Raw genomic sequence first — 26,778 nt, forward strand, 5'->3', positions numbered from 1 at the left:
GGCACACAAATGGATGCCATCTCGTACCAGCGCGCCGCCGACGTGAACGGCGCGATTGCCGCGGCGCAGCGTCCCGGTGCCGTGTTCATCGGCGGCGGCACGAATCTGCTCGATCTCATGAAGGGCGGCGTCGCGCATCCGGTCACGCTCATCGACATCACGCGCATCGAAGCGCTCGATCAGGTTCAAACGCTGCCCAACGGCGGCCTGCGCATCGGCGCGCTCGTGCGCAACAGCGACGCGGCCAATCACACGCTCGTGCGCACGCGCTACCCGCTGCTCTCGCAGGCGCTGCTCGCCGGCGCCTCGCCGCAACTGCGCAACATGGCCACCGTGGGCGGCAATCTCATGCAACGCACGCGCTGTCCGTACTTCTACGACACCGCGTTCACCCAATGCAACAAGCGCGCGCCCGGCAGCGGCTGTGCGGCGATCGGCGGATTCAACCGCATGCATGCGATCCTCGGCGCGAGCGCGCAATGCGTGGCCGTCAATCCGTCCGATATGAGCGTTGCGCTCGCGGCGCTCGACGCCACCGTGCAGGTGAGCGGACCGGGCGGCGCACGCACCATCCCGTTCGCTTCATTTCATCGCCTGCCCGGCGACCGGCCCGATCTCGACACGACGCTTCAGTCAGGTGAACTGATTACCTCGGTCGACCTGCCGCCACCGTTGTTCAGTGAGCACGCGCACTACCTCAAGATCCGCGACCGCGCGAGCTATGCCTTCGCGCTCGTCTCGGTCGCGAGCGCGCTGCAACTCGACGGCCACCGCATCCGCACGGCGCGCATCGCGCTGGGCGGCGTCGCGCATCGGCCCTGGCGCGCGAGCGTGGCGGAGCAGCATCTCGCGGGAAAGACGCTCAACGCGTCGACGCTGCGCGAGGCCGCCGCGGCGGAACTCGCGCAGGCAAAGCCGCTGAGCGGCAATGCCTTCAAGCTCGGACTCGCGCAACGGGCGATCGTCCGCTCGACGATGCTCGCCGCCGCCGGCACGCAAGGCAACAACACCGGAGATTTCGCATGAGCACGCTGACCGGACAACCGATGGACCGCATCGACGGCATGCTCAAGGTCACGGGCGGCGCTCTCTACGCAAGCGATTTCCCCGAAACGCGGCTCGCGCATGCCGTGCTCGTCACCAGCACGATTGCGAGCGGCACGATCACGTCGATCGACACGAGCCGCGCGCAGTCCATGCCCGGCGTGCTGCTCGTCATGACGTACCAGACTGCGATGCGCCTGCCCAACGGCGGGCGCTCGCCGCTCAAGCCACCGGCGGGACGGCACCTCACGCTGCTGCAGGACAACGTCGTGCGCTACAGCAACGAGCCGGTTGCGGTCGTGGTGGCCGACACGTTCGAACACGCCACGGACGCCGCGAGTCACATCAACATCGTCTACGCGCCGACGCAGGCCACGCTCGACTTCAACCGCGCGAAAGGCGACGCGCACGCGCCGCCAAGCATGATGGGCCGCCCGGTCGAATCGACGCGCGGCAACGTCGAAGCCGGGTTGCACGAAGGCGCGGTGCGCTTCGAGGCCGTCTACACCACGCCCACGCAGTTCCACAACCCGATGGAGCCGCATGCGACTATGGCGCACTGGGACGGGCCGGACCTCACGCTCTACGACGCCACCCAAGGCGTGAGCGGCGCGCGCAACGCGGTGGCGGCCGTGTTCGGCATCGCGCCGGACAACGTGCGTGTGATCTCGCCGTTCCTCGGCGGCGGCTTCGGCTGCAAGGGGTCGTCGTGGTCGCACGTGAGCCTGTGCGCGATGGCCGCGAAGCAGACGGGCCGCCCCGTGCGGCTCGCGCTCGCGCGGCCGCAAATGTTCGGGCCGGTCGGCTCGCGCCCGCACACGGAGCAGCATCTCTCGCTCGCCGCGCGCGCGGACGGCACGCTCACGGGCCTGCGCCACGACACGTTGGCCCACACGTCCACGTTCGAAGACTGGCTCGAGATGTGCGGCCTCGTCACGCGCATGATGTACGCGGTCCCCAATTGCAGCACGAGCCATCGTGTCGTACCCCTGAATGTCGGCACACCGACCTTCATGCGCGCGCCCGGCGAAACCACGGGCTCGTTCGCGCTCGAATCGGCCATGGACGAACTGGCGTGGCAACTGAAAATGGACCCGGTTGCGCTACGCCTGAAGAACTACGCGGAAAGCGAGCCGCAGGACGGCAAGCCGTGGTCGTCGAAAGCGCTGCGCCAGTGTTACGAGGCGGGCGCGCAACGCTTCAACTGGTCGCGGCGCATCGCCACGCCGCGCGCCATGCGCAACGGCAACACGCTCATCGGCCTCGGCATGGCGAGCGCGACCTACCCCGCGAACCGCAGCGAAGCCGGCGCCGTGGCGCGCATCCTGCCCGACGGCAACGCGATGGTCGCGTCGGGCACCCAGGACATCGGCACCGGCACCTACACGGTGATGACCCAGGTGGCCGCCGACGCGCTCGGCTTCCCGCCCAACCGCATCCACTTTGCGCTGGGCGATTCGACCTTGCCGGTCGCACCGGTTTCGGGCGGCTCGCAGTCGGCGGCGAGTGTCTCGCCCGCCGTGCAGGCCGCGTGCGCAGCCGTGCGCGACAAGCTCGTCGCGCTCGCGCGCGCCGACCGCGGCTCGCCTGTCTACGGACTCGCCGCGGACGACGTGACCGTGCAGGACGGCTGGGTCGTGAGCCGCAGCGACAGTTCGCGACGCGATCCCGCCGCGGCCGTCATTGCCCGCGCGGGCGGCCAGCCGCTCGAGGCGCAGGTCGCGACGAAGCCAGGCGCGGAGAAGCAGCAGTATGCGTTTCACTCATTTGGCGCCGTGTTCGCCGAAGTGCACGTCGATGCCGATACCGGCACGACACGCGTGGCGCACATCGTCGGCGCGTACGACGTGGGACGCGTGCTCAACGAAAAGACCGCGCGCAGCCAGTTGATGGGCGGCATGGTATGGGGCGTGGGCACGGCCCTGCACGAAGAGGGCCTCTTCGACACGCGCATGGGCCGCATTGCGAACAGCAATCTCGCGGAATACCACGTGCCCGTGAATGCGGACATCGGCGAGCTGGATGTGCTGTTCGTCGGCGAACCCGATCTGCGCTTCAACCCGCTCGGCGTGCGCGGCATCGGCGAGATCGGTATTACCGGCGTGCCGGCGGCCATTGCGAATGCCGTGTATCACGCCACGGGCGTGCGCGTGCGCGATTTGCCGATCACGCTCGACAAGGTTGTTCCGCAGATGAATTCGCTCGTGTGACCGAGGGCCTGCCATGCAGGCTCTGCACCGGCACAGTGCATGAGAGCGGTCGCCAAATGCAAGACGAAGCAAGGCACATGCCGCGCGCGGGGCTTGCCTCACGCGCGCTTGCGCCGCACAATCACTGCTCCCCCTCTTCGCGGGCGTACCACACCCATGGCCTATGCTTCGTTCGCCACCGGCGTGTTGCTCGCCGCCGGCACCGGTTCGCGCTTCGATCCCAACGGACTGCGCAACAAGCTCCTCGCTCCCCTCCCTGAAGGCACGTGCGTCGCGCGCGAATCCGCGCAACGGCTGCTGCGCGTCGTACCCAAAGTCATCGCCGTTGTACGTCCCGGGGCGGAAACACTCGCGCATGTGCTCAACGACGCCGGCTGCGACGTGGTGTTCGCCCCCGACGCCGCGCGCGGCATGGGCGCGAGCCTCGCTGCCGGCGTGGAAACCGATCATGAAGCGGAAAGCTGGATCGTCGCGCTGGCCGACATGCCCTGCATCGCCGTCGAATCGATCGAAGCCGTGGCGCGCACACTGGATGGCGGCGCATCGCTCGTCGCGCCGTTTTATCGCGGGCAGCGCGGACATCCGGTGGGCTTCGGCTACGCGCATCGCGCAGCGCTCGTCGCGCTCGACGGCGACGCGGGCGCCCGCGCCCTGCTGAGCACCCACCCGCTTACACGTGTCGAAGTCGACGACCCCGGCATTCTGCGCGACGTCGACACGCCGGCCGACCTCAACGGGCTCTGATTCGCGCGCACGCGCGACTCGCCCGCGGCGATTGTTCAATTGCGAGTGCCAGGCATGCAATCGATCGCCTACGCTATAGGGTGACGCGCACCACACGTCCGCACGCTTTAGCGCAAGAGGACCTCGCGATGATCTGCTCGCACACGAATCCGCTTCCCGATCCACTCGCCGATCCGACCCGGGACCCCGAACGCGACCCGCTCACCCCACCGGCACCGGGCCATCACAAGGACGAACCGCAGCAGCCCGAGGGGCCGCCGGACAAGGACCCAGTGTGATCGCACGCCCGGTCGCCACGGCCGGGCATCGCGTCTCATGGCCGTAGCGGCGCTCGCGACGACGTCTCGCATGCGCCGCGTCCCCTTCTGCGCGCTCCGCGCTACTTCCGCCCCCAAATCCTCGCCTTTCGCAAGGCTTGCGCCTTCGACGGTCGATCCGTAGAATGCAAACGATTCCTATTTGCAGTATTTTTCAAGATTGCCGTGAGCCCAATCGTGATCGCGTTCGCCCCCGCGCGCCGGCCGGCGAGCCGAGGTTTTGCATGAGACCGCTGCTGGTCCGCCTGCACCGCTGGTTCGGTCTTGGCACCGCAGCCTTCCTGTTCCTCGCCGGACTCACCGGCGCGGTGATCGCGTGGGACCACGAACTCGACGCGCTGCTCAACCCGTCGTTCTTCCGTAGCGCAACGCCGGGCACGCCGCTGCCCGCGCTCGAACTCGCGAAGCGTCTCGAGGCCGCAGAACCGCACGCGGTCGTGACCTTCATGCCGCTTTCCGTCGAGCCCGGCCATACCTGGATCGCGCAGGTGGCGCCGCGCCTGAACCCCGCGAGCCAGGCGCCTTATGCGCTCGACTTCAACCAGGTCGCGCTCGACCCCGTCACGGGCGAGGAGCAAGGCCGCCGCATGTGGGGCAAGGCTTCGCTTGCGCGCCAGAACCTGATCCCCTTCCTCTATCAGCTCCACTACACGCTGTTCATGCCGACGAAGATGGGCATCGACTTCGGCGTCTGGACGATGGGCGTGGTCGGGATGGTATGGCTGCTCGACGGCTTCATCGCGATCGTGCTCGCCTTCCCTAACCTGAAAAGCTGGCGCAAGTCGCTCGCCTTTCGCGTGAAGCGCGGCGGTTATGCGCTCACGTTCGACCTGCACCGCTCGGGCGGCGTGTGGCTCTGGGGACTCCTGATCGTGGTGGCCGTCACGTCGATTTCGATGAACCTCGGCACGCAGGTCGTGCGCCCCGTGGTGTCGGTGTTCTCGACGCTCGCGCCGGACCCGTTCCGCATCGTCGCGCCGGGCCCTGCGCTCACGCCCGCCGAGGCAACGGCCGCGCGCGAACGCATCGTGGCCGAAGCCGCCGGGATGGGCCGCCGCGAAGGCATTGCGGCGCCGCCGGGCGGACTCTTCGGGCTGCCCACCTCCGGCGTGTATGGCGTGGGCTACTTCGAGGCGGGCAACGATCACGGCGACGCGGGCCTCGGCAATGCCTGGCTCATCATGAACGCGCGCACGGGCCAGGTGCTCGGCAGACAGATTCCGGGCCGCGGCAGCGCAGGCGACATCTTCTTGCAGGCGCAATTCCCGTTGCATTCGGGTCGCATCGCCGGGCTGCCGGGACGCATCGCCATCAGCTTTACCGGCGTTGTCGTCGCGATGCTCAGCGTGACCGGCGTGCTCATCTGGCTCAAGAAAGCCCGTGCGCGGCGCAAGCCCGCGAAGCAGGCGAAGGCGGCCAGCACGATCGGCACGCGCGAGCGCGCCGCGAACTGACCGCCTGGGCCAGTCGATCAGAACTTGTGGCGGATGCCCGTCACCGCGAGGAACTGATTACTGTTGCTCGATGCGCCCGACGTCCCTTCGATCTGCGCCACGGCATTCGTCGCGCGCTGATAGATGAGGTCGAGATAGACGTCGGTGCGCTTCGAGAGGAAGTACTGCAGCGCGCTGGTCGTTTGCCAGTAATGCCAGCTATCCTTCTGGCCGTTCGCATTCACGCCCGTCCAGGTCTCGCCGATGGCGGCATGAATGGACGGCGTGATCGCATAGCGCAGGCTGACTTCCGCGTTCTGATAGTGCTGGTACTGGCTTTGCGGCGTCAGCTCGAACGCGACGTTCGTGTACATCGCGCCCACGCCGAGATTGCCGAACGTGTACACACCACCCGCGCCCCAGATGCGCTGCTGCGTAATGCCCTTCAGGAACGTGAAGTAGTTGTCCGAAGGAATCGCGCCGGTCGTGTCCGTGGCCGGATGATCGAGCTGCACATACGCTGCGCCGAACTGCAGCGGCCCGCCCGCATAGCTCGCGCCCACGCTCCATGAACGGTTCGTCCCGAAGTTGCCTGCGTTGTTGCTGAAGCCGTACATCGAGTTGATCGTCAGGCCGTGGAATTTGGGCGTGACGTACTTGACGGAGTTGTCGGTGCGGAACGTGTTGTTCAGGTCGTCGGTGTCGAATGGGTGCGTACCGTACTGCGACGTCTCCACGGCCATTTGCAGCGGTTCGAGCGAGTCCTGCGCCGCGTTGTACTGGCGGCCGAACGTGAGCGAGCCCCAGCGGTCGCTTGCGAGCCCCACCCACGCCTGGCGGCCGAAGATGCGGCCGTTCGCGCTTGCGGTGCCGGTCTGCAGGTTGAAGCCGTTCTCGAGGCGGAAGATCGCGCGATTGCCGCCGCCCAGATCCTCGCTGCCGAGCAGGCCCCAGCGCGAGCCCTGCTCGCTGCCGGCCGTCGCCTGGAAGTTCGACTTGCCGCCCTGGTTGCTCGTGTAGGTGAAGCCGCCGTCGGCGATGCCGTACAGCGTGACGCTCGACTGCGCGTTGGCGTGCGAGGCCGCGAGACCGAGACCGCCGATGACGAGTGCGAGGGTGCGCCGTGATGCTTGAACCATGCGTTTTTCTCCTTCTGGCATTCGATGTGCCGTGTATTGGTGTTGATCTCCAGATGCGCGCCGGGAGGTGCGATCTATCTTTTGCAATCCTGATGAAATGGCATCGCTGCGCGGCGCGGAGCAACGGCTACCCGGTTGCGCTCCCCGTTGGCGATGGCTTGCCTCATCACCCGCTTGTTTTATTGTTTAAAACAGCGTATTATTTATTATTCGGGTCGGCTTTCCGTCCCGTCAAGAAGCTGTCAAAAACCCGCGACACGAAGTGGGGCGTCGCGGCGTCCGCCAAAATCGCTGTAATCCTTTACAGCCGGTTCAATTCGCTATTTTTACCGAGCCATTCCAGGGGAAACCCCAATCGGCCCAATTTTTACCGCGCGCTACGCTATCTCTTGAAATTAAAACGCTGTTTTATTCATTAAAACATGCGGCAAGTAACTGACTAGCGATGACGAACACCAGCCCACTTTCCTCCCACGCAGACGAACACGCGCCCTGCTTCACCGTTGCGGCACAGGCCGAGCCGCTGCCGATCGTGTTCGACTCCCCGCATAGCGGCATCACGCTGCCCGACGACTTCGGCACCGTCGTGCCGCGCGAGGCGATCCTCAGCTCGTGGGACGCGTTCGTCGACGAACTGTGGGCCGGCATTCCGGCGCGCGGCGGCGTGCTGATCGGTGCTCGCTTTCCGCGCGCCTATATCGACCCGAACCGCGCCATGACCGACATCGACGCCGAACTGCTCGCCGAACCCTGGCCCGAGCGGCTCGCGCCCGAGCCGTACACGCGGCGCGGCATGGGCCTGATTCGCCGCTACGCGCTGCCCGGCATGGCGCTCTACGATCGCAAGCTTTCTGTCGATGAAGTCCGGCACCGCATCGACGCGTATTACCGCCCCTACCGCGCCGCGCTCGCGCAGGCGGCCGAGGCGGCCTACGCACAGCACGGCGCGCTTTGGCATGTGGACTGTCACTCCATGAAATCGCGCGGCAACGAAATGAACGTCGACTCGGGCGAGGCGCGCCCCGATTTCGTCATCAGCGACCGGCGCGGCACGACGTCGGATCCGGCCTTCACGCAATGGGTCGCCGACCACTTTGCGGCCGCCGGCTATCGCGTGCAGATCAACGAGCCGTACCAGGGCGGCGACCTGCTGCGCGCCGTGAGCGATCCGGCGCGCAACCGCCACAGCATTCAGATCGAACTGAACCGCGCGCTCTACATGGATGAGGCCGCGTTTTCGAAGCATGCGGGATTCGACACGCTCAAGCGCGACCTCGACGCCTTCGCCGACGCCCTCGCCGACTGGGTGCGCGCGCGACTCAACGCAAAGTGAGCTTAGCCATGACCTATATCGTCGATGCCGTCGACAACGCGCTCAAACTGCTCAGCTATGTGGCCGAGCATCCGGGCCTTGGCGTAACGGAGCTTTCCACGCAGCTGGGCATCAACAAATCGCGCACCTATCGCATGCTCTGCACGCTGGAGCTGCACCGCTACGTCGTGCAGGACGCACAAACCTCCACCTACGCGCTCGGTCCGCAAGCCTTCGTGTTGGGCGTGGCGGCCACGCAGCAGAACACGCTCGTACGCTCGGCCTCGCGCCATATGCTCGCGCTCAACCAGGCGATCAACGAGACGATCGTGCTGCGCGTGCGCGAGGGCCTCGAGACGGTTTGCGTCGCGCGCTGCGAGACCACGCACCAGGTGCGCGCCGTGGGCGCGGTGGGCAACCGCCGGTCGATCAATCACGGCGCTTCGGGCAAGGTGCTGCTCGCGTTCGCACCCGGTGCCGTACGCACCGACTATCTCGCGCGCATGAAGAAGCTGCCCGAGGCGCCCGACCTGATCGCGCTCGTCGAGGAACTCGATGCGATCGCGCGCAAGGGCTACGCCGTGAGTCTCGGCGAAGTGACGGCCGGCGCGGTGGCGATCTCCGCGCCGGTGCGCGATATGTCGGGCGCGACGGTGGCCGCCGTCGCCATTTCGGGGCCGGAAATGCGCATCGGCCGCGCCGAGATTCCCGACTATCTCGAACGCCTGCAGGCCTGCGCCGATGCGATCTCCGCCGAACTCGGCTATACGGGTGCACGCGCCGCGGCGCTTTCCGCCTGAGCACGCATGGAGGATTCCTGATCATGATCGTTGCTCCGCCCTCCTCCCCGCGTGAAGACACGCCGCCCGCAGAAGGCGCAAAACAGGAAACCCGGCCACACGGCAAGATGCTGCACCCTGTCGTCATGATGCTCTGGGTGCTCGCCGCCGCATTGGCGATGACCTGGTTCGTCGACGCAGGCCGCTTCGAGCGCCACGACAAACTCGTGATTCCGGGCACCTACCACGTGGTGCCGAAAAGCGGCGATCTCGCCACGCTCGTCGCCCCGGCAGTGACGAAGAGCACGCCGGACCATGCTGCGCCCGCGAGCCTCGTCTCGGTGTTCGTCGCCATCCCGAACGGGCTCATCAAGAACGCGCCGCTCATCGTCATGGTGATGTTCGTCGGCGGCATGTTCGGCGTCATGAAACGCACAGGCGTGGTGGACGCCGGCATCGACCGCCTGCTCCAGCTCACCGCCGGTAACGTCTACGTGCTCGCGCCGCTGCTCATGATCCTGATCGGGCTTGGCAGCACGATGCTCGGATTTATTTCGGAGTACCTGGTCATCATTCCGATGGTGATGCTGCTCGCGAAACGGCTCGGGCTCTCGAACCTGTCCGCGGTGGCGCTCGTCGCGATTGCCGCGAAGATTGGCTATATCGCGTCGGTCACGAATCCGCTTTCGCTCGCGGTGGCACAGCCCATCGTCGGCGTGCCGCTCTTCAGCGGGCTGGCGCTGCGGCTTGGCGTGTTCGTGGTGTTTCTGACGATCGGCGTCGCGTATCTGTTGCTCTATGTGCGTCGCAGCGGCTATCGGCGCGAGGCCGCCGTCGAGGCGCTCCACGCGCCCACGCCACTCTCGCGCCGCCACAAGGCGACGCTCGTCATCCTCGCCTTTGCGGCCGCCGCACTCGTGTTCGGCACACGCGAACTGAAGTGGGGGAACGTCGAGCTTGCCGCGTTCTACGTGGCGATCAGCATCGTGACCGCGCTCGTGGGGCGGCTCGATTCGCGCAGCGCGTCCGAGGCCTTCGTCGACGGCATGAAGGGCATGGTGCTCGCGGGTCTCCTGATCGGGCTTGCGGCATCCGTCGAGTTGATCCTCCAGAACAGTTTCGTGCTCGACACGCTGATCGACTACTTCACGCGCCTCGCGCACGGCCGCTCGAGCGTGTGGGTCGCCAACGGACTCATGGCCGTGCAGATGCTGCTCGACGTGTTCATTCCTTCGGTGTCGGGCAAGGCCGCCGTGAGCATGCCGATCATCGGGCCTATCGCACAGCTTTCCGGCGTGAGCGGCCAGACCTCGGTGCTCGCATTCGTGCTGGGCGGCGGCCTCACGAACATGGTCACGCCCACCTCCGGCATGCTGCTCGCGTATCTCGCCACGGCGCGTGTGGGCTTTGGCGAGTGGATACGCTTCATCCTGCCGCTCTTTCTCGTACTGCTCGTGCTGTCTTCGGCGACCCTCGCGTTTGCGGTGCTCACGGGATATTGAAGCGCAGCCGCAAAAGCAAACGGGCGGCCGAGGCCGCCCGTTAGTCGTTTGCGAATTACGCCCTTAACGCGTCACTTCATCGAACGCCGCCAGCAAGCGCTCGACATCGGCGGCGTGAATGTCGCCCATCGTCGAAATGCGGAACAGTTCCGCCGACAAGCCGCCCTGCCCCGCATAGATCACGAAGCCGCGCGCCTTGAGCGCGTCATGTAGCGCGGGATAATCGACGCCCGCGGGCAAGCGGAACGCGCGCAGCACCACTGACGATTCGTCCTTCGGCAGCACGCTTTCCATGCCGCGCGCGGCGAGCCCTGCGCGCACCTGCCCGGAAAGCGCCGCATAGCGCGCGTGACGCGCCTGCCAGCCGCCTTCGTCGGCGAGTTCACGCAGCGCCTCGACGAGTGCGTAATACGCGTGCACGGAAGGCGTGAACGGCGTATTGCGCTGATCCTGCAGCGTGGCAAGACGCTTGAGGTCGAGATAGTAAGTGCGGCTATGCGCTTGCGCGAGCGCGGCGCGGCGCACCACCACGAATGCCGCGCCGGGCACGCCGTGCAGGCACTTGTTCGCCGTCGCCGCCACCGCCGCGATGCTCGCGTCGCCGAAATCGATCGCTTCGGAACCGAAGCTGCTCACCCCGTCCACGAGCATCTGCACGCCGCGCGCGCGGCACGCTTCGCCGAGCGCGCGCAGATCGTTCAGGCGGCCCGTGGTCGTTTCATGATGAATGATCGCGACGTGCGTGACCGCCTTGTCGGCGTCGAGCGCAGCCGTGATGCGCGTGAGGTCCGGCGCCTGCATCCAGTCGTGCTTCACGACCTCATGCGCGATGCCGTACTGCTTCGCGATCGCGGTGATGCGCTCGCCATACACGCCGTTCTCGACGATCAGCAACTTGCCGTTCGCGGGCACGAGCGTCGAGATCATGCTTTCGACCGCAGCCGTGCCGGAGCCCGTCATGAGCACGGCCTGCCATTGCGCGGGGTCGAGATCGTAGACGCCCACGAGACGCGTGCGCGCCTCTTCCTGTACGTCGAAGAACTCGCTTTCGCGATGGCACAGGTCTTCCTGGAGGAGGCTCTGGCGCACGCGTTCGGTGAGCGTGACCGGGCCGGGATTGAGCAGCAGCATCGGTAGTTCCTTATTTGGCGGACGTGTCGGCAGCGGCGCCGATGTGGCGCATGAGGCGCGTCTTGACATCGGGCGGCGTAATCGTGGGGCGCGGCAGGCCGTCGGGGGTGCCGCGGCGAATCGTCAGGCGTACGAAGCGCGTGCCTGCGACACCCGAGGCGCCCTTCGCGCGTTCGCGCGCGGCGGCGAGCACGCTGTCGAGCACGGCGAGATCGTCGCCTTCCGCGGCGTCGGCGTAACCGCACGCGGCGGCCACGTTGGCGAACGACACCTGCCCCGACACGGTCGCCTGGCCACCCGTCGAATCGTGTGCGCCGTTGTCGAGCAGCACGTGCATGAGGTTCGCGGGGCCGTAGGCGCCGAGCGTGGCAAACACGCCCATGCGCATGAGCGCCGCGCCGTCGCCGTCGAGCGCGACCACGTTCAGGTCGGGCCGCGCGAGCGCGAGGCCGAGCGCGAACGGCGTGACGCAGCCCATCGAACCCACCATGTAGAGCTGGTTCGAGCGGTCGTCGAGCGCGTAGAGTTCGCGGCCGCAGAAACCCGTCGACGCGACGACCACCGTCGACTCGGCGGGCGTCGCGGCGATCACGCGCTCGAGCGCCTGCTGGCGCGTGGGCAGCTGCTCAGGCGACCGTCCGGTCCACTTGGCCTGCGCGACCGGAAGTGCATGCTTTGCCGGCATCGCGCCGCCGCCCTCGAGTTCGTACGGCGCGACGCTGCCCTTCTGCATGACGAGCGCGTACGGGCGGCCCGTTTCGTCCATGTGCCTGATGGCGCGATCGAGCGCCGCCGCGATCTGGTCGGCTTCCGTGGGGAACGTCTCCCACGGAATCTCCATCGTTTCCAGCATCTGCGGCGTGACCGGGCCCATCAGTGCGTGCTGCGGCTCGTCGGGCACGCCCGGCTGGCCGCGCCACGTCACGATCAGCAGTTGCGGCAGGCGGAACGTCCACGTCAGCGACGTGAGCGGGCTCACGGCGTTGCCGAGGCCCGAGTTCTGCATCATCGTGATGCCGCGCTTGCCCGCGAGCGCCACGCCCGCGATGACCGCGACCGCGTCGCCTTCGTTGGCCGCGCTCACGTAGTGCAGCGAGTCGTCCTGCAGCACGTAGTTGATGAACGGCGTGAGGTACGAGCACGGCACGCCGGCGTACCACTCGAAGCCGCGCGAGCGCGCCGCTTCGACGAACTGTGCGGCTTCGATCATGCCTGGCCCTCCGCGCCCAGCGGCGTTTGTGCGTGGGCAAAGTCTCCCGCGCGGCGGAAGTCTTCGAGGTCGTTCACGCCGCGCCAGTGGCCGTGCACGTATTGCACTTCGATTTTCTCGCCGTCTGCGATCAGCGCATTGAGCAGAGCCGGCATGTCGAGCGTGTCGAAGTCGGCGCGCGTCTGCAGTTGCGCGAGCTTCTTCGCAAGCTTCGCGCGGCCCGCGCCTCGCACGTTCACGAGGCCGATCCAGCGGCCGTGCGGGGCCGTGCCGTTCGCGGCCGGGTCGCTCGCCACACGCTCGAGCAACACCTTGCTGCCGAACAGATCGCGCTCGTCGGCGGCCGAGCACCATGCGAAGTCGCGCGTGCTGCTGTTCTCCGGCTCGGGCGACGAATCCACCACCACGCTGAAGTCCGCTTCGCTTTCCACGAGATCGCGCAGGATGTAGCTGCGGAACACCAGGTCGCCGTACGAGATCACCGTGTCGTTGTCGAGCGCGCCGACCGCGCACGCGAGCGAAGCGAGTTCGTTCGTCTGCGCGAAACGCTCGTTGCGCACGAGCTTGATGCCCGCCGTGTCGATGGCTTCGGCCTTGTAGCCGCCCACCACGGTGATGTCGTTGACCGACTGCTTCTTGAACGCATCGACGAGCCAGCGCAGGAGCGGCTTGCCCGCCACCGGCAGCATGACCTTGGGCTTGTCTTCCGTGTAGGCGTCGAGGCCCGAGCCGCGGCTCGCGGCCAGCACGATCGCCGCGCCTGCGCCGCGCGACGTGGCGGAAAGATAGCGGTCTTCGGCTTCCGAGTATTCGTCGGCGTCCTGCAAACGGAAAATTTCGTTAACCGTAGCAATACGGTCTTCGACGTCGACGAGCGTTTGCGTTTCGTAAATCGTCCTGGTGACGGCCTGCATGGCCGAAACGGCCGCGCGGATCTGGTGGTTCGCCCAGATCACCGTGCTGATGCCCGCCTTGCGGAACACCTCGGTCGGCGTGCTGTAGTACTTGGTCGGCACGATCACGAGCGGGCCGCGGCCCGCCCACTCGCGCGCGAACGTGAGGATCTCGTCAGCTTTCGAAAGCTTGCTGTGGATGAGGATCGCGTCCGCGCCGGCCTGGCGATACGCCTCGGCGCGCTTGAGCGCTTCGTCCATGCCCCAGCCCGCGATCAGCGCCTCGACGCGCGCGACGATCGAGAAGTGCTCGTCGGTCTGCGAGTCCTTGCCGGCCTTGATCTTGCCGCAGAACTCGTCGATGTCGGCAAGCGGTTGCGCTTCGCCGCCGATGAAACTGTTGGTCTTCGGGAACACCTTGTCTTCGATGCACACGCCCGCAATGCCGCGCTGCTCCAGCTTGCGCACGAGACGGCGCACGTTGTTGAAGTTGCCGTAGCCGGTGTCGCCGTCGAGCAGGATGGGCAGGTCGCTCGCGTCGGCCATGAACTCGAGGTTGTCGACCACCTGGGTCCAGCTCGCCTCGTTGTTGTCGCGCACGCCGAACTGCGCGGAGATCGAGAGGCCCGAGCCCCAGATCGCCTTGAAGCCCGCCTCGCGCGCAATGCGTGCGGAAAGGCCGTTGTGCGCTTCCATCAGGAATTCGAGTTCGTTGCTGGTCAGCATCTGGCGCAGCCGCGCGCTGCGCGATGTGGCAAGAGCGGCGGGGACCAGGGCGGGTTCGCGTGCGTTCATTCTTGTTGCTCCAGTGGACGTCATTCGGGCGGCAGCGGGGGCTGCGCCGTGTGCGTCGCATCGTTGGGAAAGGTCCTTCATCCCGGCGTCATCGCAGGCCTCGAAGTCGGGCCGGCCGGGGGCAAAGTCGCGACTATATCGGAAATGATTCCTATCCGCAGTCGATCCCTGCAAAGAGTGGCAAATCATGGAGTTACTGTGAAATTTGTGGCTTTTGCCGGCGCGTTCGCGGGCGTTTCAGCAGCGCGTCATATGCGCCAGATCAAGGATTTTGTTTTGTATGAAGAAAAAGCTGCCTAAGCAGGGTTCGCCCTGGGTCTCGCGCGCGTTTGCGTGGGCCGTAAACACAGTCTGGCGGCAACGCATCGCCAGTCGCACCGCTCCAGCCCTGTGAAATACCCGACCGACCATGCAGAACATGACCCTCAACAAAAAGCTCCGCTCGATGATCGCGATCCTCTGGATCGGCCTGCTGTTGATCGTCGCCTTTGGCGCCTGGCAAAGCCGCGAAGCGATGATCCGCGAGCGGCGCGCGCAGCTCACGACGCTCGTCGACGAAGCGACGAGCATCGCCAACTACTACTACGGCCTCTCGCAACGCAACGTCATGCCCGAAGCCGACGCCCAGAAGCAGGCGCTCACCGTGATCGGCTCGATCCGCTACAGCACCGACGGCTATCTGAGCATCAACAACTCGCAGTCGGTCATGCTGATGCACCCGATCAAGCCCGAGCTCGACGGCAAGAACCTCAGCGACTTCACCGACCCCGCGGGCACCCACGTGTTCACCGGGCTCGTGAACGCCGCGAGCGGCCCGAACGGCGGCTTCCTCGACTACCTCTGGGCCAAGCCCGGCCACAGCGAACCCGTTCCCAAGCTGAGCTTCGGCCGCCGCTTCGTGCCGTGGGACTGGGTGATCGTGACGGGCATGTACATGGACGACGTGCGCGCCGAGTTCTACGACAGCCTGCTGCGCTGGCTCGGCGTGACCTTCCTGCTGGGCGGCGCCGCCACGGCCGTGATGGTGCTCGTGGTGCGCAGCGTGCGCAGCAGCATCGGCGGCGAACTGGAAGGCGCGGTGGACGCGGCCAATCGCATCGCCCAGGGCGACCTCACGTTGCGCCTGCAGGTGCAGGGCACGAACGAGACCAGCCTGATGCGCGCGCTCGCCACGATGCAGACAGCGCTCGTGCAGACCGTCTCGCGCGTGCGCAGCGGCGCGGAAAACATCAACGTGGGCGCCAACGAGATTGCGGCGGGCAACACGGACCTCTCGCAACGCACCGAGGAACAGGCGGCGGCGCTCGTGCAGACCGCGTCGAGCATGGATCAGATGACGGCGAACGTGCGCCAGAACGCCGATAGCGCCCAGCATGCGGCGTCGCTCGCGAGCCAGGCCGCCGACGTCGCGACGCGCGGCAGCGCCGTAGTCGACGACGTGGTGCGCACCATGGGCGACATCACGACGAGCTCGCAGCAGATCGGCGACATCATCGGCGTGATCGACGGCATTGCGTTCCAGACCAACATCCTCGCCCTGAACGCCGCCGTCGAAGCGGCGCGTGCGGGCGAACAGGGCCGCGGCTTCGCGGTGGTGGCCGCCGAAGTGCGCAGCCTCGCGCAGCGCTCCGCCACCGCCGCCAAGGAGATCAAGGCGCTGATCGAAAAGTCGACCGGCACCGTGACCGAAGGCCAGCATCTCGTGACCAACGCGGGCTCGACGATGACCGAGATCGTGCAGTCGGTGCGACGCGTGCACGAGATCCTCGAAGAGATCAGCAACGCGTCGCGCGAGCAGAGCGCCGGCATCGAGCAGGTCAACCGCGCCGTGGGCGAGATGGATCAGGTGACGCAGCAGAACGCGGCGCTCGTGGAACAGGCCGCCGCCGCCGCCCATTCGCTCAAGGATCAGGTGAGCGGGCTGCGCGAGTCGATCGCGAGCTTCCGCTTGCCCGCGCACGCGTAACGCTGTCGCCATACCGGCTCACCGCCGGTCTGCATGTCTCCCCGCCGGGCCGCATTCGCGGCCCGGTTCGCTTTGCGCCTCTCCCCGCTCCCCCTGCACGGCTCGCGCCGCCTGACGGCGTGCACCGCGCGCCCTATTGCCTCGCGGCCGTGAGCACCCAACATTTCAATTCAATTACATCCTGTTTACAATGCAACTCTGCCCCGCCATCCCGCCTTGCCGATGATCCGTTCCAGGAAACCGCCGCGCGACCCGCACGCAGCCGCGACCCGCCACCCGATGCTTGCGCCGCGCCTGCCCGCGTGGCGCTCGAAATTCATCGTGTTCATCACCTTCGCGGCCTTTGCGGCGCTGGCCGGGCGCGCGTTCTGGATTCAGGTCGCCAATCACGGCTTTTACGTGAAGCAGGGCCAAAAACGCTACCAGCGCACCTTGGAGCTCGACGCCATGCGCGGGCGCATCGTCGACCGCAACGGCGCGCTGCTGGCCGTGAGTCTCGCGACCTTCGAGGTCTGGGTGAATCCGCGGCTCCTCGACGCCGCCGCGCACACACCGCTCGCGCGCCTGCTCGACATGCCGCTCGCGGAACTGGAGCGGCGCGTTGCCGGCGACCGCTCCTTCGTGCTGCTCAAGCGCCAGGTCGATGCCGAAACCGCCGCGCACATCGACGAGATGGGCGCGGGCGGCATCACCCTGATCGCCGACTCGAAGCGCTATTACCCCGAAGGCGAATCGGCTGCGCACGTGGTGGGCTTCACCGACGTCGAAGACGCCGGCCAGGAAGGCGTGGAGCTTGCCGCGAACGCGCGCCTGCGCGGCACGCCGGGCCAGCGCGAGGTGATCCGCGACCGGCTCGGGCGCGTCGTTTCGGAGCCGAGCGAGCGCGTGCAGCCGCGCAACGGCGACACCGTCCAGCTCACCATCGACCGCCGCGTGCAGCAGCTCGCGTACACGCAGCTCAAGGCCGCCGTGGCGAAGAATCATGCGGAAGCGGGCAGCGTCGTCGTGCTCGACGCCCAGAACGGCGAAATCCTCGCGCTCGCTAACTGGCCGTCGTTCGACCCGAACGACCGCGCGCGGCTCACGGGCAAGCAGTTGCGCAACCGCGCCGTGGTCGACACGTTCGAGCCCGGCTCGACCATCAAGCCCGTGGTCGTTTCGCTGGCGATGGACCTGCACAAGGTCAACGCGAACACCCTCATCGACACCGCGCCGGGCACGTACCGCATCGGCCCCGCGACGATTCACGACACCTCGAATCACGGCCGCATGACCGTGGCGGAGGCGATCCAGAAGTCGAGCAACATCGCGCTCGCCAAGCTCGCGCTGAACCTGCCCGCGCAAACGATCTGGGACAAGTATCAGGAGTACGGGCTCGGGCAGCGGCCCGGCGTCACGTTCCCGGGCGCGGCGCCTGGCCGCGTGCGGCCGTGGGCGCGCTGGCGCCCCATCGAGCAGGCGACGATGGCCTATGGCTACGGCCTGTCCACTTCGCTTTTGCAGATGGCGCAGATCTACACGGCCTACGCCGGCGACGGCACGCTGCATCCGGCCGCCCTGCTGCGTGAAGCGCCGGGCGGCGCAGGCGGTGCCTCCGCGTCGGCGGCGCGCGCGGTCACGACGCCGGCCACGGCCGCCGCCATGCGCAAGATGCTGGAAATGGCGACGAGCGACGGCGGCACGGGGCGCGCCGCCAATGTGGAAGGCTATCGGGTGGGCGGCAAGACCGGCACCGCGCGCAAGCAGATCGGCGCGGGCTACGCGAAGAACCGCTATCGGGCGCTGTTCGTCGGCATGGCGCCGATGAGCGCGCCGCGCGTGATCGTCGCGGTCATGATCGACGATCCGGCGGGCAAGGCGTTCTATGGCGGCACGGTCGCGGGGCCGGTGTTCTCGGGTGTGACGGCCGGCACGCTGCAGTTGCTCGGCGTGCCGCCCGACGTCGCGGCCGGGCCCGAGAGCGCCAAGGGTGCCAGCGGCACCCGGCCCGGCTCAGGGCGCGGTTAGCGCCGCAATCAGTGGTGGCGATACGCGGGCGGCGGCTCGCCGCCCGAGACAGCGGGCGCGCCCGCTTCTGCATTGGGCGCGGGCGGTGCGCCGTAACCCGATTGCGCGACCTGCTCCTGCGCCAGACGCGCTTCGCTGGCGCGCTTTTCGGCAAGCCGGCGCATGGCGCCCTGCACACCTTCCGGATACGTGGCGTCGTTCGCCGAAGCCGGGTTGTAGCCCACCGACTCCAGATCGACCAATTCCTGCAGCACCTGGGCCCGCGTCACCGGGCCGTTGTGCGTGCCGGCGGATTGGGCAAACGAGACCGCCGGGACGATCGCCATCATCGACACCAGCGCCGCGCGCAGCATTGCGTTTTTCACCATGCTCTCCGTATGAATTCGATGAGCCAAGTCTACGCAGCGCGGCCATGCCTAAAAACCGGCTCGCGGGGGAGAGAGTCTTCCATTCCTCGCAAGATTGATAAGGAGTTCTGCGGTCCTCAGATCTGGTCGCGGCCAAATGCACGCAGCCCGTCGAGATCGAGCACGTCCACGCGGTTGTACGAGAGCGCGACGAGCCCCTGGCGCTCGAGCGTCTGCAGGGCCTGGTTGATCCGCTGGCGCGACGCGCCCGCCAGCATACCGATCTCCTCCTGCGAGATGTCGAGCGCCCGCCCCGTCTCGGGGTAGAGATCGGGATTGAACATCTGCGCGAGCGACTGCGCGACGCGTGCATCGACGTCGAGCAAGCGGCTGTTCTGGATCAACGCGATGAACTCGCCCATGCGGTTGTTGAGCTGATGGATCACGAAGCGGTTGAACGGCAGGCTGCAGTCCATGAGCCGGTGGAACGTCTCGGTGGCGACGGCCATGACGAGCGACGGCTGCAGCGCGATCACGTCGTACTTGCGCGGCTCGCGCTTGATCACGCTCCCCTCGCCGAACCAGCCGCCGTGCGGCACGCCCGAAAACGTGCAGCCGCGCCCCGACGCATTGAAGATCGCCAGCTTCACGAGGCCGGAACTCACGCCGAGCCACCAGTCGGAGGGCGCTTCGCGCGCGGCGACGATCGCGCCCGCGGCATAGCCCTGCGCATGTGACGACGCGAGCACCCACTCGCGATGCTCAGTCGCGAGCGCGCGGAACCACGCGCAGCGCTCGAACAGCGCGGCCAGGCGCCCTGAGTTGGCGGCGTCGATGCGCTCGCCTTCGCGCCATGAATCGCGGGCGGGCGGTGTCCCGTCCGGGGGCATAATGGATTGCGACATCGCGCTTTCCTGGGTTAGGTCAATCTTTGGGTCGATCTTGTCGGGCGGACCGTGCGTCGCGGCCCGCTCTGTCGCGCCGGCGACAGACTGGCATGCGCGGCCCTGCTACGGTAGCGCGAATCATATCGACAAACCAATAACCGTTCGGAGACACCGCCATGTTGCACCCCTACGAAGAAGGGCTCGCGCAACGCGAGGCCAATTATGTGCCGCTCACGCCGGTCGATTTCATCGCCCGCGCCGCCGAAGTCTATGGCGACCGCCTGGCCGTGGTCCATGGCGAGGTCCGCCGCAACTGGCGCGAAACCTATGCGCGCACGCGGCGGCTCGCGAGCGCGCTCGCGCAGGCGGGCATCGGCCGCGGCGACACGGTGGCGGTGCTGCTGCCCAACATCCCCGCGATGGTCGAGGCGCACTTCGGCGTACCCATGCTCGGCGCGGTGCTCAACACGCTCAACACGCGACTCGATGTCGCAACCATGCTGTTCATGCTGCGCCATGGCGAAGCGAAGGCATTGATCGTCGATACCGAATTCGCGGCGCTCGCGCAGCGCGCGGCGCTCGAATTCCCCAACCTCAGGATCATCAGCGTGGCCGACATCGCGGCCGCCGACCCCGAGTACTTCCCGCGCACAACCGACTACGAGGCGTTCCTCGAACAAGGCGATCCCGAGTTCGCCTGGGAGCCGCCGCGCGACGAATGGGACGCCATTGCACTGAACTACACCTCGGGCACGACGGGCGACCCCAAAGGCGTGGTCTATCACCATCGCGGCGCGTACCTCAACGCAGTGAGCAACATCCTCGAATGGGACATGCCCAAGCACGCCGTGTACCTCTGGACGCTGCCGCTCTTTCACTGCAACGGCTGGTGCTTCGCGTGGACCGTCGCCGCGCGCGCGGGCGTGAACGTGTGCCTGCGCAAGTTCGACGCGAAGCTCGTGTTCGATCTCATTCGCAGCGAGCGCGTCACGCACTATTGCGGCGCGCCCATCGTGCAGGGCGCGCTCGCCGACGCCCCCGCGGAGTATCGCGAAGGCATCGCTCACACGGTGTGCACGATGGTGGCAGGCGCCCCGCCCGCGCCGGCCGTGATCGCGAAGATGAAGGCGATCGGCATCGAACTCACGCATGTCTATGGTCTGACCGAGGTGTACGGCCCCGCTGCCGTATGCGCGGTGCAGGCGCGCTGGCAGACGCTGCCCGACGAGGAACAGGCGCGCCTCGCCGCGCGCCAGGGCGTGCGCTATCACCTGCAAAGCGGCGTGAGCGTGCGCAACGCGCAGACGATGGAACCCGTGCCCGCCGACGGCGAAACGCTCGGCGAGATCATGTTCCGCGGCAACATCTGCATGAAGGGCTATTTGAAGAACGAGCGCGCGACCGAAGAGGCGTTCCGCGGCGGCTGGTTCCACACGGGCGACCTCGGTGTGATGACGCCCGACGGCTACGTGCGCATTACCGACCGCAGCAAGGACATCATCATCTCGGGCGGCGAGAACATTTCGAGCATCGAGGTGGAAGACACGCTGTATCGCCATCCGGCCGTCGCGCTCGCCGCCGTCGTGGCGATGCCCGACCCGAAGTGGGGCGAAGTGCCTTGCGCTTTCGTCGAACTGCGGCCCGGCGCGAGCGCCACGGCCGAGGAAATCATCGCGCACTGCCGGCTCTTTCTCGCGCACTTCAAGGTGCCGCGCGCCGTGCGCTTCGGCGAACTGCCGCGCACGGCCACGGGCAAGATCCAGAAATATGAGTTGCGCGCGCAACTAGGTTCGCAAAGCGCGATCGATGTGGCTGGCGCACCGCCCGCGCCGAAAACACCCCGGTAAGAACGACAGTGGGACCTGCTGGCCGGTACACGTGACACATTCGGGCGGCCCACGCCGCCCGAATGTAACGTCAGTTGACAACCCGACCCCCTACGACTCGTTCCCGATTGTCAGGTGTGGCGCTTAATCCTTTTTGCATCAAGGGCCGAGTGTTAGATCGGCCTTTCTCGCATGAAGAATCGTATGAAACGAAAGCTTACAAGTGGTCACGTTTTCCTCCGCTTCGGGCCGATAAGCTTTGAACCGTGGTCGCAACACAAAGGCATCTCGATGCCGCGTGACTGACGACGCAACCAACGAGGAGGTAACTCATGAACACGAAGAGCTGGAAGACCCCCGCCCGCGCCATCGCCGCAGCACTGATCGCCGGCGGCGCCTTGATGGGCGCCTCGAGCGCCTTCGCTCAATCCGCACCGTATGGGCTGCGTGCCGAATCGGCGCCCCAATACGGTCAACCGCACATGATGCCGGTGGACGCGCACGTCTCGATCGGCTGGCACGAAAACCGCTACTACGACGGCCACCGCTATTGGGAGCACGACGAGTGGATGCACCATCACCCGCACGATCCGGGTCCCCCGCACTACCGCGACGACGACCATCGTCCGCCGCCCCCGCCGCGTTACTGATCCGCGTGACGCGCGCGTGATCCAGGGGCCGCCTTCTCTGGAGGCCCCTGAAGCGGCACACCGAGGCCGGTCTTCCCCCTGGGGAGACCGGCCTCGGCGCATTTCGGCGCCTTACTTCGCCATGCGCGGGCGAGTGCATGGATATCGTTCGATATGCGAATCAATTCGACCGCAATGCCCGCCACACGGCGGATCCGGCCTAGTGCGCCGCTCGCCGGGCGCGGCCGGAAAGGCCGACGTCAGTAATTGCAGGTAATGTGGAAGTGTTGCCGGCCGCACGGCCGGCGGGTAACGTTGATGGGCGTTTCGTTCCCCGGAGCGCACGGTGTATTCTCATTGCCCGGCCAGCGATGGCCGGGATTTTTTTTGCGCACGGATGAGAACACTAGCGCCCTTCGGGTGCCATGCGCACCAGGTTTTTTTTCCGATTGCGGCCGCAATTTTGCGGACGTAAGGTGGGATTGCCTCTTGAGAACAGGCGAGCCTTGTGACCCCCGGTCGTGACACCGTCCGACCGGGGATTTTTTTGGCTTCCGAGCTTTGGAGAATCGCGTCTGCCGGAACGGTACAGCGGCGCCGCGAGAGAAAGAACTATGACGGATCACCGAATGAGGAGTTCGGCTTCGCTCCAGCCAGAGCTAGATCCGTCATGCCGTGCATTATCCGGGCGGAAGGCCGGGGCGTCACTAGCGTCTCGCGCAAAGAACCATTACATAAACTGGCAAGATTTGGGGACGGACGTGGAAAGCCGGCCTGTGCGCATCGGTTAACATGGGGGTTTCGTCTGCAGTGCCCGTCCGCTTGTGCCAACTTTCACCCTCGCCCATCCCGTCAGCGCGGAACTCGAGATCCGCAAGAGCCGCTTCATCGCGCACGCCCTTCCCGTTGCCGACCGCGAAGCGGCCATGGCTGAAATCCGCCGTCTGCGCGACGAACATCCCACCGCCACGCACGTTTGCTGGGCGCTGCTCGCGGGCGGCCAGTCCGGCATGTCCGACGACGGCGAACCCTCCGGCACCGCCGGGCGCCCGATCCTCGAAGTGCTGCGCCATCACGACCTGGAAGGCGTGCTTGCCGCCGTGGTGCGCTACTACGGCGGCGTGAAACTCGGCGCGGGCGGCCTCGTGCGCGCCTATACCGACGCCATTGCCAGCGCCCTGCAGGGAGCCGAGCGCGTCGAGCGCATCGCGCAGGCGCGCCTCACCGTCGAACTCGGCTACCCCGACGAAACCCGCGTGCGCCACTGGATCGACCAGCAGCAGTTCACGCTCGTGGAGAGCCAGTACGCCATGACGGTCCGCCTCACGATCCAGTTGCCCGCTACCGCCGTGGACGCCGCGCGCCACACGCTGACCGATCTCACGCAAGGCCGTTCGGGCTTCCCCGAGCACGTTTGAAGCGGGCGGCTGGTTGCCGCCGCAGTACCGATCGCGTACTTTTCAAATTCTTTTCATTCCTTTCATCAAGTTTCATGAACGCTTGCCGTAATGAAAGCATGGCCGCGCATTCGCGCGCTCCGTCGACTCGACGCACCAGAACGAACGGACTTCTTTCATGGCAAGCACGATCACGAACACCACGACCGCCAGCGCGAACAGCGCGCTGAGCGACGCCGCCCAGTCGATCATCAGCGGCGCGACCAACTCCACGCTCGACGTCAACCAGCTCGTCAAGGCGCTCGTCAACGCAAAGATCGCGGGGCCGAGCGCCATCCTCAGCGCGAAGCAGACCGCCAGCAACACGACGCTCTCGGCGCTCGGCACGCTGAAGTCGGCGCTCGCTGCGCTCCAGACGGCACTCGAGCCGTTCAAGGATGGCGCCGCGCTGCAACGCTTCACCGTCACGACGAGCGAGAAGGACAAGGGCTTGAGCGCGGTGGCCGGCAAGAACGCGGTGGCGAGCAGCTTCACGGTCGAAGTCGATCGCCTCGCGACAGCGCATAAGCTCGCCTCGGACAGCTTCGACACGGGCGAGACGCTCGGGGAAGGCAGCCTCGACATCTCGATGGGCGGCAAGTCCATGCATCTGACGATCGCTGCGGGCAGCAACAAGCTCACCGACGTCGTCGCGGCGATCAACCGGGCGAAGGACAACCCAGGCGTCACGGCGTCGATCGTCAACGGCGCCGACGGCCAGCACCTCGTGCTGACCGCGAACAAGACCGGCGCGGCCAACGCGATCGACGTGCAGGCGGGCGCGGGCGTCGACACGCGCCTCGCTTCCTCGCAGATGCGCGAAGTCGAGGCAGCCAGTGACGCCGAGCTTCGCATCGACGGCACGCGCGTCACGAGCGCGAGCAACACGCTCGAGGGCGTGGTGAGCGACATCACGATCAAGCTCGCAAACGCCTCGGTGGGCACGAAGCAAACGCTCACCATCGCCCCCGACACCGAAGCGACGGGCACCTCCATCCGCGACTTCGTGAAGGCGTACAACAGCTACGTGGATGCCCTGAACGGCCTGACCTCCTATACGGCCGCAACCGGTTCGACGAGCGCACAAGCGGGCGCGCTGCTCGGCGACTCGATCGCGCGCACACTCGCGGCGAGTCTGCCGGCGCTCGTTTCGGCGGGCGTGAAGGGCAGCGACGGCGTGACCCATGCACTGGGCGAGATCGGCATCAAGCTCGACAAGAGCGGCAAGCTCGAGATCGACGACGAGACGTTCAAGAAGGCGCTGCAACCGGGCAACAGTGCGATTGCGGCGCTGTTCGGCAGCGGCGGCATGACCACGAAGCTCAACAGCGCCATTACGCCCTACGTGCAGTCGAGCGGCATCATCGAGCGGCGCAGCACGGCCATCAACAAGGAACTCGACGACATCAAAAAGCAGTCGTCGATGCTCGATGTGCGCGCAACCCAGCTCACTGCGCAATTCAACCGCCAGTTCACCGCGCTCAATAACCTCATGTCGATCATGAACAACAACCAGCAATATCTGACACAGCTCTTTGGCGGCGCAAACAGCGCGGGCGCCCTCGCGACGAATCACAAATAAAGGCGTGAATGCGCGGTGATCGACGCTAGCAAACGTCGACGGCAGACGAAAAAAAAGGCCGCCGAGTGAATCGGCGGCCAACAGGGGACGTGAAGAACAACCGCGAATCGAACTATCGAATCGACCCGACCGCTCCATCATGGCGAGCCAAAATTAAGACAAACTTAAACGCGCGCAAAAAACGCTCGGGAATTCCGGCGCACCAGGGCGCAGGCAATTGAAAGAACGCGTAATAATGGGCTGGCTATACTTGATCTGGTCCGGGCCGCGCATTCATTCGCGCCCGCATGACCGTCTTCTACCCAACCCGGAAGAGCCGCCATGTTTGATCGACTGCATCGGTTTATGGAAGGCGCAGGTCCCGAGCGGCGCCATCGCGTCTGGAGCAAGGTGCGCATTTTCGTGGCCGCAATGGGCACGCTCGGCTCTGCCGCCGGCATCGCCATCGCAGTGGTCGGCCTCATCAACTTCGACCACCAGAAGGTAATTGCCGGCGTGGCCGTCATCATCGTCTGCACGGCAATCTACGTGTCGATCCTCGTACGCGACCGCAATCGCGCCGACTAGCCACGCCGCCCAGGCGTTACTGCTTCACTGCAGGTTCTGGCCGTCGCGCGTGACATGCACGGCCGTCGCGCCCACGTAGTCGGCGCGAATGCTGTCGCCCACCTTGATCGATTCGAGCGGTACGTCCGGCGGCGCCACCACCACGACCGTGCGGTTCGGTCCGCGCAACGCGACCTTGCGGCTCTTGCGGTCGATCTTCTCCACCGTCGCGATCACCTGCACGCTGCGCGCCGTTGCCGTCATGCCGCCGGAAGCGGGCGTGGTAGCGACTGTATCGACGCGCGAGCGGATACCCCGCGTGGCCACCTTTTCGGCGCGCAGCAGCAACGCCTCCTTGTAGAGGATGTTCACATGATCGCCGGGCTTGAGCTTGCTCACGTCGCCGACCGCGGGATCGACCGCGACCGTCACCAGGTTGCGTCGGGCGCCGCGCAGCGTGACCGAATTGGTGGCCGCGTCGATGCTCACGACCGTCGCCGTGGTCTGCACCTCGCCGATCTGCAGCGTCGCGTTGGGCGCACTTTCAGGCGCGGCATCGGACGCCGTCTGCGCAAACAGCGGCACCTGCGGCGACACGCCGAGGGCAAGCACGAGTATGGCGCCGAGCAGCGGCGCGGAAGAACGGTAGCGTGTGGACATGAAGCCTCCTTGTGTGGATCGTGAATGGCAAGAGAGCGGCATGGCGCCGCCCGCACGCATCAAGCGCTGGTCATGCAGGCTTCTTCGGCCGCACAGCGCAGGTAATGGGCATAGACACGCTCGCGTTCCTCGTTGGCGAGCTGGCGCTTTTCGGCAAGCCGCAGCATGCGATGCCGGTCCGCGCCGAGCGTTTCGTAGTAGCGCTCGGTATGCAAGCGCTTGAAGCGTGTATAGAAGTCCGGGCCGGGCAGGCCCGAATCGGTCGAGAGCAGCGAGGCATAGTCGGCCTCGCGTGGCTCGCACAACGCGGCCGCGGCCGCCTCGAGCTTTTCGTAACGCACCCGCAACGGCACGTCGCCCGCGAACAGGGCATGAAACGCGCC

At 66.5% G+C, this 26,778-nt stretch carries 23 protein-coding genes; 15 read left to right on the forward strand and 8 right to left on the reverse strand.

Features of this window, described 5'->3' with window-relative positions:
• Positions 1 to 9: 9 nt before the first annotated feature.
• The 4 genes from AB4Y35_RS41335 to AB4Y35_RS41350 all read left to right on the forward strand — a co-directional run bounded on the left by AB4Y35_RS41335 (position 10) and on the right by AB4Y35_RS41350 (position 5,769).
• The gene (locus AB4Y35_RS41335) at positions 10 to 1,026 is read left to right on the forward strand and encodes a xanthine dehydrogenase family protein subunit M (protein ID WP_368708759.1); all 1,017 of its coding nucleotides are present in this window, start codon (positions 10 to 12) and stop codon (positions 1,024 to 1,026) included.
• Positions 1,023 to 3,254, forward strand: coding sequence for a xanthine dehydrogenase family protein molybdopterin-binding subunit (locus AB4Y35_RS41340; protein WP_368708760.1), 2,232 nt, complete (start codon positions 1,023 to 1,025; stop codon positions 3,252 to 3,254). Before AB4Y35_RS41335 ends, AB4Y35_RS41340 begins: the two co-directional genes overlap by 4 nt.
• 156 nt (positions 3,255 to 3,410) lie before the next feature.
• The gene (locus AB4Y35_RS41345) at positions 3,411 to 3,998 is read left to right on the forward strand and encodes a nucleotidyltransferase family protein (RefSeq protein WP_342918912.1); all 588 of its coding nucleotides are present in this window, start codon (positions 3,411 to 3,413) and stop codon (positions 3,996 to 3,998) included.
• Between the two features lie 541 nt (positions 3,999 to 4,539).
• On the forward strand, positions 4,540 to 5,769 hold the full coding sequence (locus AB4Y35_RS41350) for a PepSY-associated TM helix domain-containing protein (protein WP_368708761.1): 1,230 nt from the start codon (positions 4,540 to 4,542) through the stop codon (positions 5,767 to 5,769).
• Positions 5,770 to 5,786: 17 nt separating this feature from the next.
• Here AB4Y35_RS41350 and AB4Y35_RS41355 read toward each other — a convergent pair whose 3' ends face one another.
• Positions 5,787 to 6,887: a porin gene (locus AB4Y35_RS41355; RefSeq protein ID WP_368708762.1), complete on the reverse strand. Its 1,101-nt coding sequence runs from the start codon at positions 6,885 to 6,887 to the stop codon at positions 5,787 to 5,789.
• On the opposite strand from AB4Y35_RS41355, the gene AB4Y35_RS41360 reads away from it, so the two are divergent.
• From AB4Y35_RS41360 to AB4Y35_RS41375, 4 genes are read left to right on the forward strand one after another with little or no spacing between them, the layout of a single operon-like run.
• A complete protein-coding gene (locus AB4Y35_RS41360) occupies positions 6,872 to 7,306 on the forward strand; it encodes a hypothetical protein (RefSeq protein WP_368708763.1) in 435 nt (144 codons plus the stop codon). The two genes, AB4Y35_RS41355 and AB4Y35_RS41360, sit on opposite strands and share 16 nt — an antisense overlap.
• Positions 7,307 to 7,332: 26 nt before the next feature.
• Positions 7,333 to 8,220, forward strand: a complete 888-nt coding sequence (locus tag AB4Y35_RS41365; protein WP_368708764.1) for an N-formylglutamate amidohydrolase — start codon at positions 7,333 to 7,335, stop codon at positions 8,218 to 8,220.
• A gap of 8 nt (positions 8,221 to 8,228) precedes the next feature.
• A complete protein-coding gene (locus tag AB4Y35_RS41370) occupies positions 8,229 to 8,999 on the forward strand; it encodes an IclR family transcriptional regulator (RefSeq protein WP_368708765.1) in 771 nt (256 codons plus the stop codon).
• 23 nt (positions 9,000 to 9,022) lie between these two features.
• Complete coding sequence (locus AB4Y35_RS41375; protein WP_368708766.1) at positions 9,023 to 10,480, forward strand: YfcC family protein; 1,458 nt, start codon at positions 9,023 to 9,025, stop codon at positions 10,478 to 10,480.
• A gap of 63 nt (positions 10,481 to 10,543) precedes the next feature.
• Here the strand turns inward: AB4Y35_RS41375 and AB4Y35_RS41380 are convergent, their stop codons facing one another.
• Genes AB4Y35_RS41380 through aepX form a run of 3 tightly spaced genes read right to left on the reverse strand, consistent with a single transcriptional unit; the run spans position 10,544 to position 14,509 of the window.
• Positions 10,544 to 11,611, reverse strand: coding sequence for a 2-aminoethylphosphonate aminotransferase (locus tag AB4Y35_RS41380; protein ID WP_368708767.1), 1,068 nt, complete (start codon positions 11,609 to 11,611; stop codon positions 10,544 to 10,546).
• Positions 11,612 to 11,621: 10 nt separating this feature from the next.
• A complete protein-coding gene (aepY, locus tag AB4Y35_RS41385) occupies positions 11,622 to 12,821 on the reverse strand; it encodes a phosphonopyruvate decarboxylase (protein WP_368708768.1) in 1,200 nt (399 codons plus the stop codon).
• A complete protein-coding gene (gene aepX / locus AB4Y35_RS41390; protein WP_368708769.1) occupies positions 12,818 to 14,509 on the reverse strand; it encodes a phosphoenolpyruvate mutase in 1,692 nt (563 codons plus the stop codon). The genes aepY and aepX overlap by 4 nt, the downstream gene beginning before the upstream one ends.
• 418 nt (positions 14,510 to 14,927) lie before the next feature.
• Here aepX and AB4Y35_RS41395 point away from each other — a divergent pair, with 418 nt between their 5' ends.
• Entirely contained in the window at positions 14,928 to 16,475 is a 1,548-nt protein-coding gene (locus tag AB4Y35_RS41395; protein ID WP_368708770.1) for a methyl-accepting chemotaxis protein, read from the forward strand.
• 222 nt (positions 16,476 to 16,697) lie between these two features.
• Positions 16,698 to 18,482, forward strand: a complete 1,785-nt coding sequence (locus AB4Y35_RS41400; RefSeq protein WP_368708771.1) for a peptidoglycan D,D-transpeptidase FtsI family protein — start codon at positions 16,698 to 16,700, stop codon at positions 18,480 to 18,482.
• An 8-nt stretch (positions 18,483 to 18,490) separates the two neighbouring features.
• Here the strand turns inward: AB4Y35_RS41400 and AB4Y35_RS41405 are convergent, their stop codons facing one another.
• Both AB4Y35_RS41405 and AB4Y35_RS41410 read right to left on the reverse strand, forming a co-directional pair.
• Positions 18,491 to 18,847 (reverse strand): DUF4148 domain-containing protein, encoded by a 357-nt coding sequence (locus AB4Y35_RS41405; protein ID WP_368708779.1) that lies wholly within the window; start codon positions 18,845 to 18,847, stop codon positions 18,491 to 18,493.
• 119 nt (positions 18,848 to 18,966) lie between these two features.
• Positions 18,967 to 19,719: a Crp/Fnr family transcriptional regulator gene (locus AB4Y35_RS41410; RefSeq protein WP_368708780.1), complete on the reverse strand. Its 753-nt coding sequence runs from the start codon at positions 19,717 to 19,719 to the stop codon at positions 18,967 to 18,969.
• A gap of 173 nt (positions 19,720 to 19,892) precedes the next feature.
• Between AB4Y35_RS41410 and AB4Y35_RS41415 the strand changes: the two genes are divergently transcribed.
• The 5 genes from AB4Y35_RS41415 (at position 19,893) to AB4Y35_RS41435 (ending at position 25,756) form a co-directional block, all read left to right on the forward strand.
• Complete coding sequence (locus tag AB4Y35_RS41415) at positions 19,893 to 21,563, forward strand: acyl-CoA synthetase (RefSeq protein ID WP_368708772.1); 1,671 nt, start codon at positions 19,893 to 19,895, stop codon at positions 21,561 to 21,563.
• Positions 21,564 to 21,874: 311 nt separating this feature from the next.
• Positions 21,875 to 22,192 (forward strand): hypothetical protein, encoded by a 318-nt coding sequence (locus AB4Y35_RS41420; protein ID WP_368688473.1) that lies wholly within the window; start codon positions 21,875 to 21,877, stop codon positions 22,190 to 22,192.
• An 803-nt stretch (positions 22,193 to 22,995) separates the two neighbouring features.
• Positions 22,996 to 23,589: a YigZ family protein gene (locus tag AB4Y35_RS41425; RefSeq protein WP_368708773.1), complete on the forward strand. Its 594-nt coding sequence runs from the start codon at positions 22,996 to 22,998 to the stop codon at positions 23,587 to 23,589.
• Positions 23,590 to 23,746: 157 nt separating this feature from the next.
• Positions 23,747 to 25,189, forward strand: coding sequence for a flagellar filament capping protein FliD (gene fliD / locus AB4Y35_RS41430; protein WP_368708774.1), 1,443 nt, complete (start codon positions 23,747 to 23,749; stop codon positions 25,187 to 25,189).
• Between the two features lie 321 nt (positions 25,190 to 25,510).
• Positions 25,511 to 25,756, forward strand: coding sequence for a DUF2964 family protein (locus AB4Y35_RS41435; RefSeq protein ID WP_245623541.1), 246 nt, complete (start codon positions 25,511 to 25,513; stop codon positions 25,754 to 25,756).
• 24 nt (positions 25,757 to 25,780) lie between these two features.
• Here the strand turns inward: AB4Y35_RS41435 and AB4Y35_RS41440 are convergent, their stop codons facing one another.
• Both AB4Y35_RS41440 and AB4Y35_RS41445 read right to left on the reverse strand, forming a co-directional pair.
• Positions 25,781 to 26,395, reverse strand: coding sequence for a hypothetical protein (locus AB4Y35_RS41440; RefSeq protein ID WP_368695455.1), 615 nt, complete (start codon positions 26,393 to 26,395; stop codon positions 25,781 to 25,783).
• A 59-nt stretch (positions 26,396 to 26,454) separates the two neighbouring features.
• A partial coding sequence (locus tag AB4Y35_RS41445; RefSeq protein WP_368708775.1) for a hypothetical protein occupies positions 26,455 to 26,778 on the reverse strand: 324 nt, incomplete at its 5' end.

Origin of the sequence: Paraburkholderia sp. EG286A (genome assembly GCF_040965375.1) — a bacterium.
In the GTDB taxonomy this organism is placed as follows: domain Bacteria; phylum Pseudomonadota; class Gammaproteobacteria; order Burkholderiales; family Burkholderiaceae; genus Paraburkholderia.

Bases quoted from the DNA above. Each gene is read 5' to 3' on its own strand.
- AB4Y35_RS41335 (WP_368708759.1), top strand. From the start codon at position 10: ATGGATGCCATCTCGTACCAGCGCGCCGCCGACGTGAACGGCGCGATT.
- AB4Y35_RS41340 (WP_368708760.1), top strand. From the start codon at position 1,023: ATGAGCACGCTGACCGGACAACCGATGGACCGCATCGACGGCATGCTC.
- AB4Y35_RS41345 (WP_342918912.1), top strand. From the start codon at position 3,411: ATGGCCTATGCTTCGTTCGCCACCGGCGTGTTGCTCGCCGCCGGCACC.
- AB4Y35_RS41350 (WP_368708761.1), top strand. From the start codon at position 4,540: ATGAGACCGCTGCTGGTCCGCCTGCACCGCTGGTTCGGTCTTGGCACC.
- AB4Y35_RS41355 (WP_368708762.1), bottom strand. From the start codon at position 6,887: ATGGTTCAAGCATCACGGCGCACCCTCGCACTCGTCATCGGCGGTCTC.
- AB4Y35_RS41365 (WP_368708764.1), top strand. From the start codon at position 7,333: ATGACGAACACCAGCCCACTTTCCTCCCACGCAGACGAACACGCGCCC.
- AB4Y35_RS41370 (WP_368708765.1), top strand. From the start codon at position 8,229: ATGACCTATATCGTCGATGCCGTCGACAACGCGCTCAAACTGCTCAGC.
- AB4Y35_RS41375 (WP_368708766.1), top strand. From the start codon at position 9,023: ATGATCGTTGCTCCGCCCTCCTCCCCGCGTGAAGACACGCCGCCCGCA.
- AB4Y35_RS41380 (WP_368708767.1), bottom strand. From the start codon at position 11,611: ATGCTGCTGCTCAATCCCGGCCCGGTCACGCTCACCGAACGCGTGCGC.
- aepY (WP_368708768.1), bottom strand. From the start codon at position 12,821: ATGATCGAAGCCGCACAGTTCGTCGAAGCGGCGCGCTCGCGCGGCTTC.
- aepX (WP_368708769.1), bottom strand. From the start codon at position 14,509: ATGAACGCACGCGAACCCGCCCTGGTCCCCGCCGCTCTTGCCACATCG.
- AB4Y35_RS41395 (WP_368708770.1), top strand. From the start codon at position 14,928: ATGACCCTCAACAAAAAGCTCCGCTCGATGATCGCGATCCTCTGGATC.
- AB4Y35_RS41400 (WP_368708771.1), top strand. From the start codon at position 16,698: ATGATCCGTTCCAGGAAACCGCCGCGCGACCCGCACGCAGCCGCGACC.
- AB4Y35_RS41410 (WP_368708780.1), bottom strand. From the start codon at position 19,719: ATGCCCCCGGACGGGACACCGCCCGCCCGCGATTCATGGCGCGAAGGC.
- AB4Y35_RS41415 (WP_368708772.1), top strand. From the start codon at position 19,893: ATGTTGCACCCCTACGAAGAAGGGCTCGCGCAACGCGAGGCCAATTAT.
- AB4Y35_RS41420 (WP_368688473.1), top strand. From the start codon at position 21,875: ATGAACACGAAGAGCTGGAAGACCCCCGCCCGCGCCATCGCCGCAGCA.
- fliD (WP_368708774.1), top strand. From the start codon at position 23,747: ATGGCAAGCACGATCACGAACACCACGACCGCCAGCGCGAACAGCGCG.
- AB4Y35_RS41435 (WP_245623541.1), top strand. From the start codon at position 25,511: ATGTTTGATCGACTGCATCGGTTTATGGAAGGCGCAGGTCCCGAGCGG.
- AB4Y35_RS41440 (WP_368695455.1), bottom strand. From the start codon at position 26,395: ATGTCCACACGCTACCGTTCTTCCGCGCCGCTGCTCGGCGCCATACTC.